The following is a 19,251-nucleotide window of genomic DNA, read 5'->3' as shown; positions in this document are numbered from 1 at the left end:
ATGGCCCCATGGGATGGACGCTCCGACTACGTCCGCGGATTCTGCACTCGTCGGGGAGGGAAAGCCAGATCAAAAGTGCTTCCGCAATCAGCGAGGTTGGGGTTGTAGGCAGGATCCGCCGCCACGATTCTGCCCCAGCGTTCCATCATCAACTGGACTTCCTGATCAAAACGAATCTTCTTGTCACCTCCCACATCGCTACCTCGGGTGGCGGATTCATGATGGTAGAGCTCCGCATAGGGCGTCCAGAGGTTGCGATAACCGGCATCACGGATGCGTAGGCAGAAGTCGATGTCGTTATAGGCAACCTTGAGCCCTTCATCCAGACCTCCGACCCGCTCATAGAGCTCCTTTCGTACCAGCAGGCATGCTGCGGTCACTGCTGAGTAGTTCTGCAGCAAGCGGCCTCTCAGCATCATGCCCACCCAGCCTCGCGGCCGATCGGCATAGGCATGGACACCAACACCGTTGAACCCAAGGATCACACCGGCGTGCTGGATCGTGTCGTTCGGGAAGTAAAGCATCGCCCCCACCGCGCCAACTTCAGGCCGAATGGCTTGACTTACCATTTCGCTCAGCCAGTCCGCCGAGATCACCTCGATGTCGTTGTTTAACAGACCTACGACCGAGCCGGACGCCTTGGAAACCGCAAAATTATTGATCGCCGAATAATTGAAGGGCGCATCATACGAAAGTACGGAAACCCTGGAGTTGCCACGCAGTTCATCGAGCAATGCGTGGGTTTCCGCCTCTGCGGACTGATTATCGACAATAATGAGCTCGTAGTCCGGGTAGTCGGTCTTTTCAAGGATCGACTCGACTGCAGTGCGCAGCAGTTCGGCACGATCGCGAGTAGGAATGATCAGCGACACCCGGGGCGGATGCTCCGGCAGACGATTGCGGACCCGGTAATTTCCGGAAAATCCTGGAATATCAATCACTTCAGCATCACGACCTATCCGATCCAGATGCGACTGGATACTCTTGATGGCCGCGAAATGTGCATAGGTCTTTTCCCCTGGTCCAAGTGCGGTCGAACCTGGGATGGCACGCCAATGATAGAGAACGTGAGGCACGTGTCCAATCTCATCGTCACGCAGCGTTTCAATGCAGCGCAGGGCAAGATCCCAGTCCTGACTGCCTTCGTAGCCGAGCCGGAAACCACCTACCTTTTCGATCAGGTCCCTAGCATATACACCAAGATGACTGATGCAATTATGCGAAAGGAACAGGTCATAGTTCCAGTCTGCCTTGAAATAAGGGTCAAAACGACGGCCCTTGTCGTCGATCTTGTCCTCGTCACTGAACGCCATTTTCCATTCGGGGTGAGACCTGAAGGCCTTGGCCATTTCGTACAACGCATGCGGATGAAGTTCGTCATCGTGATCAAGCAAAACGATGTACTTGCCTGTCGCCAGCTTGAGGGCGTCGTTTGATGAGGCCGAAATATGCCCGTTCTTTTCGCGGATGATGAACTTGATCCGCGCATCAGCCGATGCCACCTCCCTGAGCACGGATGACACCTGCAGTTGGGGAGAGGCGTCGTCTGCGATACAGAGTTCCCAGGTCCCATAGCTCTGTTCCTGCACGCTCTGGATGCAGCGCCGCAGCCATTTTTCAGGCGTGTTGTAGGTCGGCACGACAATCGAGAACAATGGCTTGTCAGCCCAGCCTTCCACTTCTCCCGGAGCAGGGCCGTCCAGCGCACCATACAGCGCAACCCAAGAGTCGTAGTCGTGCTCGTTCCGCAACGCAAGCGCTCTGTAGTGATGCCGGAGCAAGCTACCCAGCCCGGACCTGCCGCCGGTCGCCAGCGCTTTCGCGGACGCGGCGGCAAACCGGAGCTTTGCACGCCGACCCGCCATGTTCCGAACTATGGTCTTGAACATCTCACCGGCTGCTTGAAGCTGGCTGACGCGACGCAGCATCACCCTGCCGATGCGTGCGTTGCTGGGACCGATGGACGGATCGAATCTCAACACCCTCAGCTCGCCCCCCAGTGCTAGCAAGGTACGCGAGACGCCCAATCCATTCCTGCCGACATGCAGCGGAACGCTGGACTCCTCACTCATGCCCGCACCGCAGTCGACATACAGCACCGGGCTGACCATGCGCGGAGTTCCCTGTTCGATCTCCATGTACAGCTCGTACCAGCCCTGCTGCACCACCGTCCCATCTGCAGGAACCAGGCGACACTGCGGGTCTGACCCGGAGGCTCGCACCTCGATCATCCCATCTACATCAACAGGACCCAGCACAACGCCCTGGATCGATTCCAACTTCAATTCAATCATGTCATTCCCTGTATGGGCGAGCACCCCTGGCTATTCCTCGGCGCGCATTGGATCTTGTCGTTAACTGCTCAAATCGCCTCCTGCGCCCCGCGTGCGCCGAGCGATGAAGCAGTCGTCAAGCATTTCCGGTTTGATTCGCGTGCTCATGCGTGCTGATGGAAGTGGCCAATCCACCCACCAGCCTTTCGAGATTTTCCTGAGCTTCGGCTAGCTGAGTCAGCTGGCGCCGCACATCGTCGTGCTGTCCTCGCGTCAACAGTGCTAGCTGCTCTATGGGGCTGCTCTCACGCTGCCTTCGCACCTCATCCTTGGCACCCTGGAGCGCTCGTGCGGCCCCGTCGGCAAGCGCCTGCAGTTCAACGGCAGCCAAGACCTGCTCGTACGCGATGCCGACGATGACAGTTGATTCTTCGTCCTGGCCGCCCAGCTGCTCCCATACGCCCCGCAGATCCACTTCCACATATGGGTCGTTATGCAGGCTGATGAAGCGGATGCCTTCCTGGATCGCACTGGGCAGCACGTCGCCGTTGACGACGAAGCGTGGCGCACCCGGTTCGGCGAAAAGGTTCATGGTTGCCCCGCCCACGCGCAGTCCCACGTTCACCAGACGATAAGTACCTGGCAGGCTCGCCGGGTCCACGCGCACGTGGTGCGGGCGCTGGCCGGCCGGAAGCTCGAACTCGAACGTGGCATCGGTACCACCGGCATGGATGATCGAGAGCGAACGCGCCTCTTCGAAGATCTGGCCATCGTTGCGGTAGTACATCAGGCATTCGATCGAATGCTCCACCGCATCGGCGCCGCCGGAAGGCATACCGGTTTCCGGGTCCAGCAGGGCGGCCGCAGCGGCTTCAAAGATCGCGCGCGTCGCCTCGGGGCGCGACAGCGCCTCACGCATGAACGCCTTGAACGCCTCGGGCACGTCGGTGCCGACCGGGACCACGCCAAGGCCGTTGCTGTGGTTGAACTCGAACACTTCGTAAGTCGCGCGCAGCTCTTCCATGAAGATGTGCACACCGAAGTTGCGGTCGTGCACGGCGCTGTCGTGGAAGATCACCACCGCCGACGAGCTGAGCTTGGGCAGCCAGGTCTCGAAGTCATGCTTGACCGCTTCGTAGGTATGCAGTCCGTCGATGTGCAGCAAGTCGATGCTGCCGTCCTCGAACTGCTCCAGTGCCTCGTCGAAGTAAGCCTTCACCAGCGTGGAAAACTCGCCATAACGCGGCTTCTGGTACGCCGAAAGCGTGCGATAGACGTGGTCGCCGTAGAAGCGGGCATGCTCGTCGCCCTTCCAGCAGTCGACGGCATAGCAATGCGTCCGCGACTGCAGGCCAAGTGTCTTCACTGCCTGGCAGAAGGCTAGGAACGAGTTGCCCGAATCGGTACCCAGTTCCACGAAGCTGCGCGGACGCAGCAAGTCCGCAAGGACATACATGAAAGGAATGTGTCCCACCCAGGCGTAAGGGTGGGTGATATGCGGCTTCAGGAAGATCACCGGATGATCCTGCAGGCGGAATTCGGTTGTCACAGCACTCTCTCCAATTCAATCTGATGCATCGGGATACCGATGATGCCGACCGGCAGCCCCTGTCCAAGGGAACGCAATGCAAGTGCTTCGTGGATCCAGTGCTGGATCACGTGCTCATGCTGGGAACCGGACGCGACGCCGGCGGTGATGAAGTAATCGCCCTGCTGCAGGCGCGGCATCTGGAACACGAAAGTCGCACGAAAACGCTCGCCCGCGCGGACCGCCAAGTCACCCTCGATGCGTGCGGTCTCGGTGTTGTCCCCGAACAGCAACTGCCCAAGCCGGTCCTTGAAGTAGAAGCCGACGATGGCATGCGGCAGGTCTTCACTGGCATGCGCGACGATCTCTAGGCGAACCGTCTCGCCACCCACGATCGTTGGCAGTTGTCGGCCATCGATATCGCACAGGCAGACATCCTCGATCTTCGCCTTGCCCTCGCCGAAACCATCAACCGGCGCGAACTCGATCACCGTGATGTCGTTGCGGAGCTGGCTGCGATCAATCAGATCCAGCCGCTTGTCACGCACGCGACTGGCAACCGGCGCGCGCGTCGTCGTCTCGGCGCGTGCACTGCCGGTACGGCCTTCGCGGTCGGCGATGAATGCCTCCAGGTAGGCGTCCATCACTTCCTTGGGCTCGCCCGACTGGCGCAGATTGCCCTGGTCAAGCCAGATCGCCCGGTCGCACAACGCCGTGACCGAGCCGCCATCATGGCTGACGAATAGCAGCGTGCCGCGCTGCTTGAACTCACGCAGGAAACGCATGCACTTCTGGGTGAAGAATGCATCGCCCACGGACAGTGCTTCGTCGATGATGAGGATATCGGCGTCGACGTGTGCGATCACCGAGAATGCCAAGCGCATCACCATGCCGCTGGAATAATTGCGGATGGGCTGTTCAATGAACTCGCCAATGGCCGCGAACTCGGCAATCTGGTCGAAACGCTGGTCGATCTGCTCCTTGCTCAGGCCGAGGATCGAGGCATTGAGGTACACGTTCTCGCGCCCGGTGAAATCGGGATTGAACCCGCTACCCAGTTCAAGCAGCGCGGCCACGCGCCCACGTACTACGATCTCGCCATTGGTCGGGGTCAGGGTGCCTGCGATCAGCTGCAGCAACGTCGACTTTCCCGAGCCATTGCGGCCAACGATGCCCAGGGTTTCGCCACGCCTGACCTCGAAAGCGACGTCACGCAGCGCCCAGAATTCGCGGTAGTAGCGCTTGCCGCCGCCGACCAAGCCCTGCACCAGCCGATGGAACGGTTTGTCGTAGACCTGGTAGCACTTGCCAATACCGCTGACCTGGATGACCGCGTCGTCGTTCATATCAAAGGACATCAGCAAATCCTCGGCGGGTCTTTTCGAAGAACGCAAAACCCAGATACATCACGGCCAGCGCCATCAGCGCATACAGTCCCAAGCCGCTCCAGTCAGGCAGGCGGCCCCAGAACGCCACTTCGCGCACCTGGTCAATGATGAACGTAAGCGGGTTCATCTTGAACACGAACTGGAACTGCGCCGGTAGGGTGGACACCGGAATGATGGCTGAAGACAGGAACAGCATCGCTGTGGAGACGACGCCCATGACCTGACCGACGTCGCGCAGGTAGACACCCAGCGCGGACAGTATCCAGCTTACCCCCACAGCCAGCATCACCAACGGCAACACCACAACCGGCAGCAGTACGACCGTCCAATGCGGATCGCGCAGAAGCAGTGTACTGATGACCAGGTACACGACAGTGTTGGCCGCCAGGTGGAACAACGCCGAAAGGACCGCTGTCCAGGGCAGCAGGTGCAGAGGGAAGATGATCCGCTTGACCAGGTTGCTGTTACCGACGATGAGGTTAGGGCTGCGGGTCAGCACCTCTGCGAAGAAACCGTGCACGATGAGGCCGGCGAACAGGATCATCGCGAACTCGCCCATGTTGCCGGATGCGCCGGGCCAACGGCTCTTCAGGATGTAGCCGAAGGCCAGGGTGTAGACGCACAGCATCATGAATGGGCTGATCAGTGACCACAGGAGGCCGAAGCTGGCCCCGCGGTAGCGCCCGCGGATATCACGCTGGGTCATCTCCCGCGTCAGCGAGCGGTGGACGCCTAGGGCAGAGAACGGCCCCGTCAGCAGTCGGTCACGTGCACTGCGGCCCGCTGGCGTGATGCGAACTATCTGCTCGCTCATTCAGAAGCCCCGGCCAGCGCCCGTTCCAGATCCACCTGCAGATCCCCCAGGTCCTCGACACCCACGCTCAGCCGCACCAGCGCATCGCTGATGCCCAGTTGCTCGCGGCGTGCCACCGGGATCGAGGCATGTGTCATCACCGCCGGGTGGTTCACCAGGCTTTCCACCCCACCCAGCGACTCGGCCAGGGTGAACAGTTCGGTCTTCTCGCAGAAGCGCTTGGCCGCTTCGAAACCGCCCTTCAGGACGATCGAGACGATGCCGCCGTAGCCTTTCATCTGCTTGCCCGCCAGCGCATGCTGCGGGTGCGAGGCCAGGCCCGGGTAGATCACCTTTTCCACCGCCGGGTGCTTTTCCAGCCACTGTGCCAGCGCCATCGCGTTGGCGCAGTGCGCCTTCATGCGCAGCGGCAGGGTCTTCAGGCCGCGCAGCGCCAGGAAGCTGTCGAACGGACCCTGCACGCCACCCACCGAATTCTGCAGGAAGGCCATCTGCTCGGCCAGTTCGGCGTTGTCACCGACCACGACCATGCCACCGACCATGTCCGAGTGGCCATTGAGGTACTTGGTGGCCGAATGCAGCACCAGGTCCGCGCCCAGCTCCAGCGGACGCTGCAGCATCGGCGAGGCGAAGGTGTTGTCGACCACCACGATCAGGCCATGGCGCTTGGCGATGGCGGCGACCGCGGCGATATCGACGATCTTCAGCATCGGGTTGGTGGGGGTCTCGATCCACACCATCTTCGTCTTCGACGTGATCGACGCTTCGAACGCCGCCAGATCAGTCAGGTCGACAAAGCTGAAGTCCAGCCCGGCGGTGCGACGGCGCACGCGCTCGAACAGGCGGAAGCTGCCGCCATAGATGTCGTCCATCGCCACCACGTGGCTGCCGGCATCCAGCAGTTCGATCACCGTCGAGCTGGCGGCCATGCCCGACGCAAAGGCGAAGCCGCGGGTGCCGCCTTCCAGCGAGGCCACACAACGCTCGTAGGCGAAGCGGGTCGGATTGTGCGTGCGCGAGTACTCGAAGCCCTGGTGCTCGCCCGGGCTGGACTGCGCATAGGTCGAGGTGGCGTAGATCGGCGGCATCACCGCGCCGGTGCTCGGGTCGGGCGACTGGCCGCCATGGATGGCCAGGGTGGCCAGCGCCAGCGCGCGGTCCGGGGAAGAAGCGTTGGACATGTCGTTTCCTGATTGGCGCCGATGACCGGCGCCGTCGAAGGAGCGGGAGTCTATCAGCGCGGCCTTAACGAGCTTTGACGCGGATAAACCGGGATTCAGCAGCGATCTGCGGCGATAAACGCCTTACTGAACGCGCCGACGCAGGTAATTCAGCAGATCGATGCGGGTAATCAGGCCGAGGAAGGCATCACCATCCATCACGATGGCCACCTGGCCACGGTCGAACACCGGCAGCAGCGCCTCGATGGGCGACTTCACATCCAGGCGGTCCAGCTTGCTGACCATGGCGGTGGCCACCGGGTCGCGGAAGCGTGCTTCATCGCCATAGACATGCAGCAGCACGTCGCTTTCGTCGACGATGCCGACCAGCTGGTCGCCATCCATCACCGGCAGCTGCGACACGTCGTACAGCTTCATGCGCTGGTAGGCGGTGGTCAGCAGGTCGTTCGGGCCGATCACCACGGTGTCGCGCTGGCCATACGGGCGCAGGATCAGGTCGCGCAGGTCGCCGTGCTGCGGGCGCTCAAGGAAGCCGTTGTCCAGCATCCAGTAGTCGTTGTACATCTTCGACAGGTACTTGTTGCCGGTATCGCAGACCAGCACCAGCACCTTCTTCGGCGTGGTCTGCGCCTTGCAGTACTTCAGCGCCGCCGCCAGCAGGGTGCCGGTGGAGGAACCGCCAAGGATGCCCTCCTTGGCCAGCAGCTCGCGCGCGGTGTGGAAGCTCTCGGCGTCGGTGATGGCGTAGGCCTGCTTCACCCGGCTGAAGTCGGAGATCGAGGGCAGGAAGTCCTCGCCGATCCCTTCCACCAGCCAGCTGCCCGACTTGTCGTTGAGCACGCCGTCGTTGATGTATTCGGCCAGGATCGAGCCGACCGGATCGGCCAGCACCAGCTCGGTCTTCGGCGACAGCGTGGCGAAGGCGCGCGACAGGCCGGTCATGGTGCCGGAGCTGCCACAGCCGAACACGATGGCATCCAGATCGCCGCCCATCTGCTCGAGGATCTCCGGGCCGGTGCCGAATTCGTGTGCGGCCGGGTTGTCCGGGTTGCCGAACTGGTTGATGAAGTACGCGCCCGGGGTCTGCTCGGCGATGGTCTTGGCCAGGTCCTGGTAGTACTCCGGGTGGCCCTTGGCCACGTCCGAGCGGGTCAGGCGCACTTCGGCACCCATCGCCTTCAGGTTGAAGATCTTCTCCCGGCTCATCTTGTCCGGCACCACCAGGATCAACTTGTAGCCCTTCTGCTGGGCCACCAGTGCCAGGCCCAGGCCGGTATTGCCGGCGGTGCCTTCGACCAGGGTGGCGCCGGGCTTCAGGTCGCCGCGCTTTTCTGCCGCCTCGATCATCGACAGGCCGATGCGATCCTTGATCGATCCGCCCGGGTTGGCGCTTTCGAGCTTCAGGTAGAGCTCGCAGACGCCGGCATCCAGGCGCTGGGCCTTGACGATCGGGGTCTGGCCGATGAGTTCGAGGACGGAAGAATGGATAGGCATTCGGGGGACTTCGGTTCGCGCCACGCAGGGCCGGACCGATGATTATCCGACGGATGGCGACGAAAGTCAGGAGCCGTTTCTGTAGCGCCGGGCCATGCCCGGCGGGAGGCGTGCCGACCAACGGTCAGCACCCACCCGCTCGGCGCGCGGAAAAAGGGATGCGGACGGCCCCGGATCGACGAGGAGACCGGTACCGCCCGCATCGGGGGACGTGCCTGCAGGGCCAAGGCACCACCGCGTGTGGTGCCTTGGCGCGACGCCTGCGTTCAGCGGCGCCGCGTTGCCAGGTCAGGAGTGCCTGGCGGGGCCATCGATGGCCGGGTCATGCCATTCCGGGCACGACCGGGGTGCGTCAATGCGTGGGGGACGACGCTGCGAGCGGTGTTTCGTACATTCGCAGAAGGCGTTGCTTGGCCAGCAGCTTCTCGCGCTTCATTCGACCCAGGGTGACATCATCGATCGGGAGTACACCCAACTCCGCATCCATGCACTTCTTGTTCAACTTGCGGTGCTGGTCATGGAGTGCCCGGAACTCCGGATCGCGCGCGCGACGGGCGTCGATCTCGCTCTGGGGCTGATCTTCAAACATGATGGACCTCCTTCGACAGATACACGAACGCCCCGGCCGCAAGGCCCGGGGCGTTGTTCATGGAGGAGTGCCGATCGATGCCCACATGGGTGCCCACAACAACGTGCGGCACTGGCCTGCGCACGTCGATCTGCTGCGGTTCGCGCCCTGCTTGCATCGGCCCGGCCCTCCCATCGTCCGGTCTGCGTTATTGCGTCCCGGACAATTGACCCTACGCTTGCTCTGGACGGGGTTCAAGCCCCTGCGGCAAAAAGACCGAACCCCGCCGAGGCGGGGTTCAGGCTGAATACTCAACACAACGAAAAACAAACAATATCAAGCAATTACGGGGCGATGACGACCTCGGCCGAGCGGGCCCGGGTGGACGCCGCCTTCTTGCCCGCGACCTGGATCCTGCTGCTGGCAACGCCGGCCGAGACCAGCGCATCGCGCAGTGCCTCGGCCCGCTTCTGGCCTACGCCATTGGCACTGTCGTAGGCCTCGATGCGGATCCTGCCCTTCTTGCCGATGTTCACGTACTCGGCCAGCGCCTTGGCCTGGTTGCGGGCGCCACCGGACAGGCTCGAGGCCCCGGCAGCGAATGCGTCACCGGCGAAGGTGAAGACCTCGCCACGGCCATCGAACTTCGAGCCCGGCAGCTTCTGCCCCGAGACCAGCTCGGCTTCCTCACGGGCCAGTTTGGCCGCGTTCTGCTGGGCCGAGCTGAGGCGCTGCTGCTGCTTGCCAGCCACGCTGGTCAAGGCGTTCTCGGCATCCTGGCGGGCCAGGGTCTCGGCCTCGGCCGCCTGGCGCAGGCGTTCGGCCTCTTCTGCCTGCATCTGCGCCTGCATCCGCAGCTGCTCGGCTTCCTGGCGGGCGCGGGCGGCATCGCGGCGGCTGGCTTCGATCAGCAGGTCGCTGTGGGTGCGTTCCAGGCGGTCGACCTCACGTGCGGCCAGCGCAGCCCGCACGGCGGTCTCGGCGATCTCGACCCGGCGCTCGGCCAGGTAGGTAGCCAGTTCCTGGTCGCGGCGCTTGGCCTTCTCCAGGGTCGCAATGGCCTGCTGCGCCTGCATGCGCTCGAAGGCGCCCAGCTCGGCGGTGTCCGGATTGGCCTGGATCGACAGCAGGCGCTGGCTGAGCTGGCCGACCATCGGGTTGTCCGCGGCGAGGGCCAGCGTCGGCAGGGCCAGCAGCGTGGCCAGGGTCAGGGCGGAGATGGTCTTCATCGGCGGTCCTCCCCGGTCGACAACTGGCGTTGCAGCTGATTGACCTCGTTGCGGCGCAGCTGCAACTGTGCGGTCGCCGTGGCTTCCTCGCTGCGGGCACGGGCCAGATCGGCGTCAACGGCTGCACGCAGGGCCATGGCCGGCGCGTTCTTGCGCTCGCGGCGGTCGCCCGCGGCACGCTGGGCCTGCTCCAGTCCCTGACGGGCCAGCCCGATCAGGTCCGGGGCGTACTGGTCGGCATCGGCCTGGGTGGCTTTGTCCACCGCCTGCCGGGCCTGCGCCAGTTCCAACGCGCCGTCCTGCGCCCAGGCGGGGGCAGAGAGTGCGAATGCAAACGCCATCACATACAGGCTGTGGCGCATTCGTGCGAAGCTAAGTCGTTTCATTGGGGAGGCCGTACCGGTTGTCGGTTCGCGGCCATTGTCGTCAAGCCGGTACCGTGCTTGCAACGGGCACCGGCAGTTTCGTTGGGGAAAATTCGCAATGGATATCGGCTACTTCCTGAAGCTGATGACCGAAAAGAACGCTTCGGACATGTTCTTGACCACCGGCGCGCCGGTGTACATCAAGATCGAGGGCAAGCTGTATCCGCTCGGCAATACCGGCCTGCCGCCGGGAATGGTGAAGAAGATCGCCTACTCGCTGATGGACGAGGGCCAGGTGCCCCAGTTCGAGCGCGAGCTGGAGCTCAACATGGCCATCGCCCTGGCCGATGCCGGGCGTTTCCGCGTCAACGTGTTCAAGCAGCGCGGTGAAGTGGGCATGGTCATCCGCGCCATCCGCAGCCGGATTCCGAGCATCGAAGAGCTCAACCTGCCGCAGGTGCTGAAGGACGTCATCATGACTCCGCGCGGGCTGGTGCTGGTGGTGGGGTCCACCGGCTCCGGCAAGTCCACCTCGCTGGCATCGATGATCGATCACCGCAACAGCACCACCACCGGTCACATCCTCACCATCGAGGACCCGATCGAGTACCTGCACAAGCACAAGATGTCGATCGTCAACCAGCGTGAGGTCGGGCTCGATACCCACACCTTCCACGATGCGCTGAAGAATGCGATGCGTGAAGCACCCGACGTGATCCTGATCGGCGAGATCCTGGATGCGGAAACGATGGAGGCGGCAATCGCCTTCGCCGAAACCGGTCACCTGTGCCTGGCCACCCTGCACTCCAACAACGCCGACCAGACCATCGAGCGCATCCTCAACTTCTTCCCGGAAAGCGCGCACAAGAACGTGCTGATGAACCTGGCGTTGAACCTGCGTGCGGTGGTCAGCCAGCGTCTGGTGAAGAACAAGGAAGGGCGCCGCCTGCCGGCCACCGAAGTGCTGATCAACACGCCGATGATCCGCGACCTGCTGCGTCGCGGCCAGGTGCACGAGATCAAGGCAGCAATGGAGGCGTCGCTGGAAGAAGGCATGGAGAGCTTCGACCAGTGCCTGTTCCGTCTGGCCAAGAACGGCACCATCGATCAGGAAGAGGCACTGCGTGCGGCCGACTCCCGCGATGGCCTGGCGCTGAAATTCCGCCTGTCCGAAGGCGGCAGCGGCGAGCATGATCCGTATGCGGACTTCTCGGCCGGCGCGCCGAGCATTACCCACGGGTTCTGACGACGCGCCCGCCGGGCATGGCCCGGCGCACCACCACGCGTCCGGTAGCGCCGGGCCATGCCCGGCGTTGTTTGCTGAATTGTTCACCGGCTGTCTCATCCAATGAGACCTCTTGTCCGTAGGTTCCTTCAATGGAAACCATACGCAAGCTGGCCATCCTTGCCGACGCCGCAAAATACGATGCGTCCTGCGCCTCCAGCGGCGCGGGCAAGCGCGATTCGCGCGCCTCCGGCGGCATCGGCAGTACCGAAGGCATGGGCATCTGCCACAGCTACACGCCCGATGGCCGCTGCGTGTCGTTGCTGAAGATCCTGCTGACCAACTTCTGCGTCTACGACTGCGCATATTGCGTGAACCGGGTGTCCAGCAACGTGCAGCGCGCGCGTTTCAGCGTGGACGAAGTGGTCACGCTCACCCTGGACTTCTACAAGCGCAACTATATCGAAGGCCTGTTTCTTTCCAGCGGCATCATCCGCAATGCGGACTACACGATGGAACGCATGGTGGAAGTGGCACGACGGCTGCGCGAGGAACATCGGTACGCCGGCTACATCCACCTGAAGACCATCCCCGAGGCATCGCCGGAGCTTCTGGCCGCTGCGGGTCGTTACGCCGATCGCCTGTCGATCAACGTTGAACTGCCCACCGAGGCGGGCCTGGCCACCCTCGCCCCGGAAAAGACCAGCACATCGATCCGCGGCGCGATGGGGGAGCTGCGCTGGCGCATCGAAGAAGCCAAGGAGGCCCGCAAGGCACCGGCAGTGATCGCGCCGGTTGCCAGCCGCAGCGCGCGCCCTCGCCCGCCCCGCTTCGCACCGGCCGGGCAGAGCACGCAGATGATCGTCGGCGCCGACGGTGCCAGCGACCAGCAGATCCTGACCAGCGCCGACAGCCTCTACGGCAACTACCGCATGCGCCGGGTGTACTACTCCGCCTTCAGCCCGATTCCCGATGCGAGCCGCCAGCTACCGCTGCAACCGCCCCCGCTGCAGCGCGAGCACCGGCTGTACCAGGCCGACTGGCTGCTGCGTTTCTACGGCTATGGCGTGGAGGAGATCACCGACACCACCCAGGGCGGCATGCTGGACTTGGACATCGATCCGAAGATGGCTTGGGCGATACGGCATCCGGAGCGCTTCCCGGTGGACCTGAACCTTGCACCAAAGGAGCTGCTGCTGCGGGTGCCCGGGCTGGGCGTGCGCAACGTCAAGCGCGTGCTGATGGCACGCCGCCACGGTCGTCTGCGCGTCGCCGACCTGGCCCGGCTGAAGGCTCCGATGAGCAAGCTGCTGCCGTTCGTGCAGCTGGCCGACCACCATCCCCGCAACGCGCTGGATGATCCGGCGGCGCTGCGCGCGAAGCTGGCCCCACCGCCGCGCCAGGGCTCGCTGTTCGATGCCGCGCCCACTGCCTGAGATGCAACGCTGGTCTTTGCGGGTGGACCCGCCGTGGTCACTGGACGCCTGGCGCAACGCGGCGCGGGAGGCGTTGCTGCGCGGCGTGCGCCCTGAACAGCTGGACTGGCTGGTGGATTCAGAATCGTCCCTGCTGGATGCGCCAGCGGTGCAGCAGGCGCCGTTGCCCGACGGTGCCACCGCACCGAACGTGCCGCGCGACTTCGTGGAACTGGCCGCGACCTGCCTGTGCCATCGCGATCCGCAGCGCCTGCCGTTGCTGTACCGCCTGCTGTGGCGCATCGCCCACGGCGAACGTACGGTGCTGTCCAATCCGGCCGATGCCGATGTGCTGCGTTTGATGGCGCTGGCGCAGGCGGTGCGCCGCGATACGCACAAGATGAAGGCCTTCGTGCGCTTCCGCGAGGTGCCCGGCGAGACCGACGCGTTCATCGCCTGGTTCGAGCCCGATCACAACATCGTCGACCGCGTTGCACCGTTCTTCGCCCGCCGTTTCGCCGGCATGCGCTGGGCGATCCTGACGCCCACGCGCAGCGTGCAGTGGGATGGCAGCGCGCTATGGTTCGGCGATGGCGGCACCCGTCAGGATGCCCCCGCCGAAGACGCACGCGAAACGCTGTGGCAGACCTATTACGCCAGCATCTTCAATCCGGCGCGGCTCAACACGCGGATGATGCAGCAGGAAATGCCCACCCGGTACTGGAAGCACCTTCCCGAAGCACAGCTGTTGCCTGGCCTTGTGCGCGATGCGGCCAACCGCGTGCAGGAGATGCACGATCGGCCGGCGCAGGAACCACAACGACGTATTCCAGCGCGGCCGAACGGTGCCATCGATGCCGCTGCGGACGATGGCAGCCTGCAGGCACTGCGCCAGCAAGCAGCCGTCTGCCGGCAGTGCCCGCTGTGGGAGGCCTCCACCCAGACCGTGTTCGGCGAAGGTCGTGCCGATGCACACATCATGCTGGTGGGCGAGCAGCCCGGCGATGTCGAGGACCTGAGTGGCCGCCCCTTCGCGGGCCCGGCCGGCAAGCTGCTGGACCGCGCGCTGCAGGAACTGGGCATCGAACGCAGCACGCTGTACCTGACCAACGCGGTGAAGCATTTCCACCACGAACGGCGCGGCAAGGTGCGCCTGCACAAGCGTCCTGAGAGCCGTCATGTGCATGCCTGCCGGCCGTGGCTGCAGGGCGAGATCGCACGCGTGAAACCGCAGGTGATCGTCTGCCTGGGTGTCACGGCAGCAACCGCGTTGTTCGGCAGCGGCTTCAACCTGATGCGCGACCGTGGTCGCTGGCACGTGCTGGACGATGGGACCCGTGGTTACGCCACGGTGCATCCGGCCTGGGTGCTGCGGCAGAAGGATGAAGCGCGGCGCGAGGACGCCTACAGGCTGTTCCGCGATGACCTGCGGCAGCTGCTGGAAGGGGGCAACAGACAACGGTAGCGCCGGGCCATGCCCGGCGAGCACAACGGCACGTCAGGCGGCGTCGATCTGCTTTTCCGGGCGTGCACCGGTGAATGCGTCCAGCTGCTGGCAGGCGGTCTCGATCCGGCGGAGGATCGGGTACGGCGCCAGATCCAGACCGAAGCGGTGCGCGTTGTACAGCTGCGGCAGCAGGCAGATGTCAGCCAGACCCGGGCGGTCACCGTGGCAGAACGTGCCGGTGTCCGCGCTGGCGGCCAGCATCGTCTCCATTGCCGCGAAGCCTTCGGCCATCCAGTGCAGCGTCCATTGCGTGCGTGCATCGGCCGGCAACTGCAGATCGCGCTCCAGGTACTGCATCACCCGCAGGTTGTTGATCGGGTGGATGTCGCAGGCCACCAGTTGCGCCAGCGCCCGCACCCGTGCACGGCCAGCGGCATCAGCCGGCAGCAGCGGCACCTGCGGGAAGCGTTCTTCCAGATACTCCAGGATCGCCAGTGACTGGGTCAGCACGTGACCGTCGTGCAGCAGCGTCGGCACCAGCTGCTGCGGGTTGAGCCCGCGGTAGCCGTCATGGTGCTGCTCACCACCCTCGCGCACCAGATGCACCGGTCGTGCTTCGAAGGCCAGGCCTTTCAATGCCAGGCCGATGCGCACGCGGTAGGCGGCGCTGGATCGCCAGTAGGTGTACAGCACGATGCCGTCGTCGACTGGAATCTCCATCGCCGCCTCCATGCTCAGGGCTTGGCCGCCTGTTCGATGCGCTGCTCGATCGCACCGAAGATGCTGTTGCCGGCGGCATCGAGCATTTCGATGCGGACCACGTCGCCGAAGGACATGAACGGCGTGCTCGGCTTGCCGTCGCGCAGGGTCTCCACCACGCGCTGTTCGGCGAAGCAGGACGCGCCCTTGCTGGTGTCTTCGTTGGCGATGGTGCCCGAGCCGACGATGGTGCCGGCGCCGAGCGGACGCGTCTTCGCCGCGTGTGCGACCAGCTGGGCGAAGTTGAACTGCATGTCGACACCGGCTTCCGGTGCGCCGAACCACTTATCGTTGATGTGGGTCAGCAGCGGCAGGTGCACCTTGCTGTCCTGCCAGGCAGCGCCCAGCTCATCGGGGGTGACGAACACCGGCGACAACGCCGAGCGCGGCTTGGACTGCAGGAAACCGAAGCCCTTGGCCAGCTCGCCCGGGATCAGGTTGCGCAGCGAGACGTCGTTGACCAGACCGACCAGCTGGATGTGGCCGGCGGCCTGCTCCGGGGTGGCCGCCATCGGCACATCGTCGGTGATCACCACGATCTCTGCTTCCAGGTCGATGCCATAGTCCTCGCTGACCACCTTGACCGCGTCGCGCGGGCCGTAGAAGCCGGCGCTGGTGGCCTGGTACATCAGTGGATCGCTGTAGAAGCTCTCCGGCACCTCGGCGCCGCGGGCGCGACGGACCCGCTCGACGTGCGGCAGGTAGGCGCTGCCATCAACGAATTCATAGGCGCGCGGCATCGGCGCGGCCAGGGCCTGCGGGTCCAAGTCGAACACGCCATCGGCGTCACCGGCATTGAGCGAGTCATACAGGGCGTTCAGGCGCGGAGCCAGATGGCTCCAGTCCTCCAGGGCCAACTGCAGGGTGGCGGCGATGCCGGTGGCGCGCACGCCGTGGCGCAGGTCACGCGAAACGACGATCAGGGTGCCGTCGCGGCCGCCTTCCTTCAAGGAACCAAGCTTCATGGTGGGTGTCCGGAGTCGTGGGCAAACAAGTTTCAAGTGTAATCAAATATCCGGTGCAGCCAAGCTGCAGCGCGGCATCGCCTCACCCTACCGTAGTGGGGGTTCGGCAGGGTTGCACCCTGCACCTGCAGATGCTTTCAAGCCACAGCCGGAGCAACGGCCGAAGCGGCATTCCGTGGGATGGCGGGGTGGTGTCGGATTGCGGGGACGCCGTAAACCCATCCCTGGGGGCTTGGCCGCGGCATCCATGCCGCGGACACCCCGCAATCCGACACCACCCCGCCTCTGACAGTTTTCCGGTGTCTGGTAGATCCACGCCATGCGTGGATGGATCTCCATCGAAATCGAATATTTCGACAATTGAACGTAGATCCACGCATGGCGTGGATCACCGTGTTGACCAAGGTCGACACACACACCAAGAGCAGGCCATGCCATCCCGACAGATTGCGGAGATCTGTCGAAGGCAGGGTGGGTCCGGTTGCGGGGGCGTGAGCGCCATGGATGGCGCGACCGAGCTTACAGGGACGTACTTGCAGCGTCCCCCGCAACCGGACCCACCCTGCCATCCCACGGAATGCCGGCTTTTGCCGTTGCTTTTGCCGTTGCCGTTGCTGTTGCCTTGGCCTTGGCCTCGGCGGGTGCAGGGCGCAGCCCTGCCGGAAACCCCAACCTGAACAGCCTGTTTTGCGTCAGGTCTCATCCTTCCGCTAGACTATGCGGGTCTGCAGCGGCCGTCCGTTTCCCTCCGGGATCGCCGGCGACAGGGGTCCGCCCCATCGCCCGCCCCCACTCCGACGCCGTTCGTCACGCATTCCAGCCTGCGCTTCGCGTTGGCTGCACCCAATTCTCGCAGCGCGGTTCACGGGAACGCTCCGAGTCAGCCGATCAGTTTGATCTGCCCCCGTCTGTCCGTTCGGACAGGCGTTAACTGTACTTGGAGCAATCTCGATGTCTTTTGAATCCCTGGGCCTTGCGCCCTTCCTGCTGCGTGCGCTCGCCGAGCAGGGCTACGAAACCCCGACCCCGATCCAGCAGCAGGCGATCCCGCTGGTGCTGGCCGGTCGCGACCTGCTGGCCGGCGCACAGACCGGCACCGGCAAGACCGCCGCGTTCGGCCTGCCGCTGCTGCAGCATCTGGGCACCGCTTCGCAGGAAGTGCGTACCGGCCCGCGCAAGCCGCGCGCGCTGATCCTGGCACCGACCCGCGAACTGGCCACCCAGGTGCATGACAGCCTGCGCGGTTACAGCAAGTACCTGCGCATTCCCAGCGCCTGCATCTACGGCGGCGTCGGCATGGGCAACCAGCTCGACATCCTGCGTCGCGGCGTGGACCTGCTGGTGGCCTGCCCGGGCCGCCTGATCGACCACCTGGAGCGCCGCAGCATCGACCTGTCCGGCATTGAAGTGCTGGTGCTGGACGAAGCCGACCGCATGCTGGACATGGGCTTCCTGCCCTCGATCAAGCGCATCCTGGCCAAGCTGCCCAAGCAGAACCGCCAGACCCTGCTGTTCTCGGCCACCTTCGAGGACAACATCCGCCAGTTGGCACTGGAGTTCATGCGCAACCCGGAACAGATCCAGGTGACGCCGAAGAACACCGTGGCCGAGACCATCACCCACAAGGTGCATCCGGTCGATGCCAGCCGCAAGCGCGACCTGCTGCTGCACCTGTTGGCGCAGGACAGCCGCGAGCAGACCCTGGTGTTTGCCCGCACCAAGCACGGCAGCGACAAGCTGGCCGCGTTCCTGGAAAAGTCCGGCATCAAGACCGCGGCGATCCACGGCAACAAGAGCCAGGGCCAGCGCCTGCGTGCGCTGGGTGACTTCAAGGCCGGCCGTGTCACCGTACTGGTGGCCACCGACATCGCCGCGCGCGGTATCGACATCAACGAGCTGCCGAAGGTGATCAACTTCGATCTGCCGATGGTGGCCGAAGACTACGTGCACCGCATTGGCCGTACCGGCCGCAACGGTGCTACCGGCGAAGCGATTTCGCTGGTGGCGCAGGATGAAGTGAAGCTGCTGCGCGCGATCGTGCGCCTGCTCGGCCGCGACATGGACATCCGCGATGTGCCGGGCTTCGAGCTGCAGACGCCGATCCGCTGGGGCAACAGTGCTCCGGGCAAGGCCGAGGCCGATACCGGCGAGCGCGTGCCGCGCAAGACCCACGCGCGCCGTCCGCACGGCGATGCGCCGCGTCATGCACATGCAGGCCCGAAGAAGGCCGGCGGTGGCCGTCGCGAGGGCGCTGGCAACGGCCAGCAGCGCGCGGGCGCAGGTGCCGGTCAGGGCCAGCGTCGCGGTGGCGGTGCCAATACGGGTGGCGGTCGTGGCCGCGGCCAGGGTAGCGGCGGCGGTCGCGCCAGCTGATCCCAGCTGACAGGGATGGCGTCTCCCGCTGCGCGGGGGCTGCTTATCAGGGGACGACGCTAACGCGTCGTCCCTTTTTTGTTGCTGGCTGCCGGGTGGTTTGAGAGCTGGCGGTGGGCTGCGTCGAGGGCGGATGGGCGTAGGGGCCGTGCAAAACACGCCGTGAACCTGCGGTGGTCTAATCAACTTGGACACTCGATAGGATCATTTTCGAGCATCGAGGTAGA

General features: G+C 64.2%; 15 protein-coding genes. 4 read left to right on the top strand and 11 right to left on the bottom strand.

Annotated elements, in window-relative coordinates; translation table 11 throughout:
* Positions 1–26 precede the first annotated feature (26 nt).
* The 9 genes from HFK18_RS13640 to HFK18_RS13600 all read right to left on the bottom strand — a co-directional run bounded on the left by HFK18_RS13640 (position 27) and on the right by HFK18_RS13600 (position 10,837).
* Positions 27–2,294: a glycosyltransferase family 2 protein gene (locus HFK18_RS13640; protein WP_180166685.1), complete on the bottom strand. Its 2,268-nt coding sequence runs from the start codon at positions 2,292–2,294 to the stop codon at positions 27–29.
* Between the two features lie 115 nt (positions 2,295–2,409).
* Positions 2,410–3,822: a class I SAM-dependent methyltransferase gene (locus tag HFK18_RS13635; protein WP_218946759.1), complete on the bottom strand. Its 1,413-nt coding sequence runs from the start codon at positions 3,820–3,822 to the stop codon at positions 2,410–2,412.
* Complete coding sequence (locus HFK18_RS13630; protein ID WP_218946758.1) at positions 3,819–5,159, bottom strand: ABC transporter ATP-binding protein; 1,341 nt, start codon at positions 5,157–5,159, stop codon at positions 3,819–3,821. Before HFK18_RS13630 ends, HFK18_RS13635 begins: the two co-directional genes overlap by 4 nt.
* Complete coding sequence (locus HFK18_RS13625) at positions 5,149–6,003, bottom strand: ABC transporter permease (protein ID WP_180166684.1); 855 nt, start codon at positions 6,001–6,003, stop codon at positions 5,149–5,151. Before HFK18_RS13625 ends, HFK18_RS13630 begins: the two co-directional genes overlap by 11 nt.
* Positions 6,000–7,184, bottom strand: a complete 1,185-nt coding sequence (locus HFK18_RS13620; protein WP_180166683.1) for a cystathionine gamma-synthase — start codon at positions 7,182–7,184, stop codon at positions 6,000–6,002. Before HFK18_RS13620 ends, HFK18_RS13625 begins: the two co-directional genes overlap by 4 nt.
* Before the next feature lie 123 nt (positions 7,185–7,307).
* On the bottom strand, positions 7,308–8,678 hold the full coding sequence (locus tag HFK18_RS13615; protein WP_180166682.1) for a pyridoxal-phosphate dependent enzyme: 1,371 nt from the start codon (positions 8,676–8,678) through the stop codon (positions 7,308–7,310).
* Positions 8,679–9,030: 352 nt separating this feature from the next.
* Positions 9,031–9,267: a YdcH family protein gene (locus HFK18_RS13610; RefSeq protein ID WP_093818802.1), complete on the bottom strand. Its 237-nt coding sequence runs from the start codon at positions 9,265–9,267 to the stop codon at positions 9,031–9,033.
* A 323-nt stretch (positions 9,268–9,590) separates the two neighbouring features.
* The gene (locus HFK18_RS13605; protein WP_180166681.1) at positions 9,591–10,475 is read right to left on the bottom strand and encodes a hypothetical protein; all 885 of its coding nucleotides are present in this window, start codon (positions 10,473–10,475) and stop codon (positions 9,591–9,593) included.
* A complete protein-coding gene (locus tag HFK18_RS13600; RefSeq protein ID WP_089238584.1) occupies positions 10,472–10,837 on the bottom strand; it encodes a DUF4398 domain-containing protein in 366 nt (121 codons plus the stop codon). The genes HFK18_RS13605 and HFK18_RS13600 overlap by 4 nt, the downstream gene beginning before the upstream one ends.
* 121 nt (positions 10,838–10,958) lie before the next feature.
* Here HFK18_RS13600 and HFK18_RS13595 point away from each other — a divergent pair, with 121 nt between their 5' ends.
* The 3 genes from HFK18_RS13595 (at position 10,959) to HFK18_RS13585 (ending at position 14,945) form a co-directional block, all read left to right on the top strand.
* Entirely contained in the window at positions 10,959–12,086 is a 1,128-nt protein-coding gene (locus HFK18_RS13595; RefSeq protein WP_100554661.1) for a PilT/PilU family type 4a pilus ATPase, read from the top strand.
* Positions 12,087–12,217: 131 nt separating this feature from the next.
* Positions 12,218–13,501, top strand: a complete 1,284-nt coding sequence (locus HFK18_RS13590) for a putative DNA modification/repair radical SAM protein (RefSeq protein ID WP_180166680.1) — start codon at positions 12,218–12,220, stop codon at positions 13,499–13,501.
* Positions 13,482–14,945, top strand: a complete 1,464-nt coding sequence (locus HFK18_RS13585) for a UdgX family uracil-DNA binding protein (protein ID WP_180166679.1) — start codon at positions 13,482–13,484, stop codon at positions 14,943–14,945. Before HFK18_RS13590 ends, HFK18_RS13585 begins: the two co-directional genes overlap by 20 nt.
* Positions 14,946–14,978: 33 nt before the next feature.
* On the opposite strand, the gene maiA is transcribed toward HFK18_RS13585, so the two are convergent.
* Both maiA and HFK18_RS13575 read right to left on the bottom strand, forming a co-directional pair.
* Positions 14,979–15,647, bottom strand: a complete 669-nt coding sequence (gene maiA, locus HFK18_RS13580) for a maleylacetoacetate isomerase (RefSeq protein ID WP_180166678.1) — start codon at positions 15,645–15,647, stop codon at positions 14,979–14,981.
* Positions 15,648–15,661: 14 nt separating this feature from the next.
* Positions 15,662–16,651 (bottom strand): fumarylacetoacetate hydrolase family protein, encoded by a 990-nt coding sequence (locus HFK18_RS13575; RefSeq protein ID WP_180166677.1) that lies wholly within the window; start codon positions 16,649–16,651, stop codon positions 15,662–15,664.
* A 951-nt stretch (positions 16,652–17,602) separates the two neighbouring features.
* Here HFK18_RS13575 and HFK18_RS13570 point away from each other — a divergent pair.
* Complete coding sequence (locus tag HFK18_RS13570; protein ID WP_180166676.1) at positions 17,603–19,024, top strand: DEAD/DEAH box helicase; 1,422 nt, start codon at positions 17,603–17,605, stop codon at positions 19,022–19,024.
* The last annotated feature ends 227 nt before the right edge of the window (positions 19,025–19,251 follow it).

The sequence above is a fragment of the Stenotrophomonas sp. SbOxS2 genome (assembly GCF_013416715.1).
GTDB lineage: Bacteria > Pseudomonadota > Gammaproteobacteria > Xanthomonadales > Xanthomonadaceae > Stenotrophomonas > Stenotrophomonas lactitubi.
The sequence above is the reverse complement of the archived record's forward strand: the minus strand, read 5'-3'. Positions and strand labels throughout refer to the sequence as shown.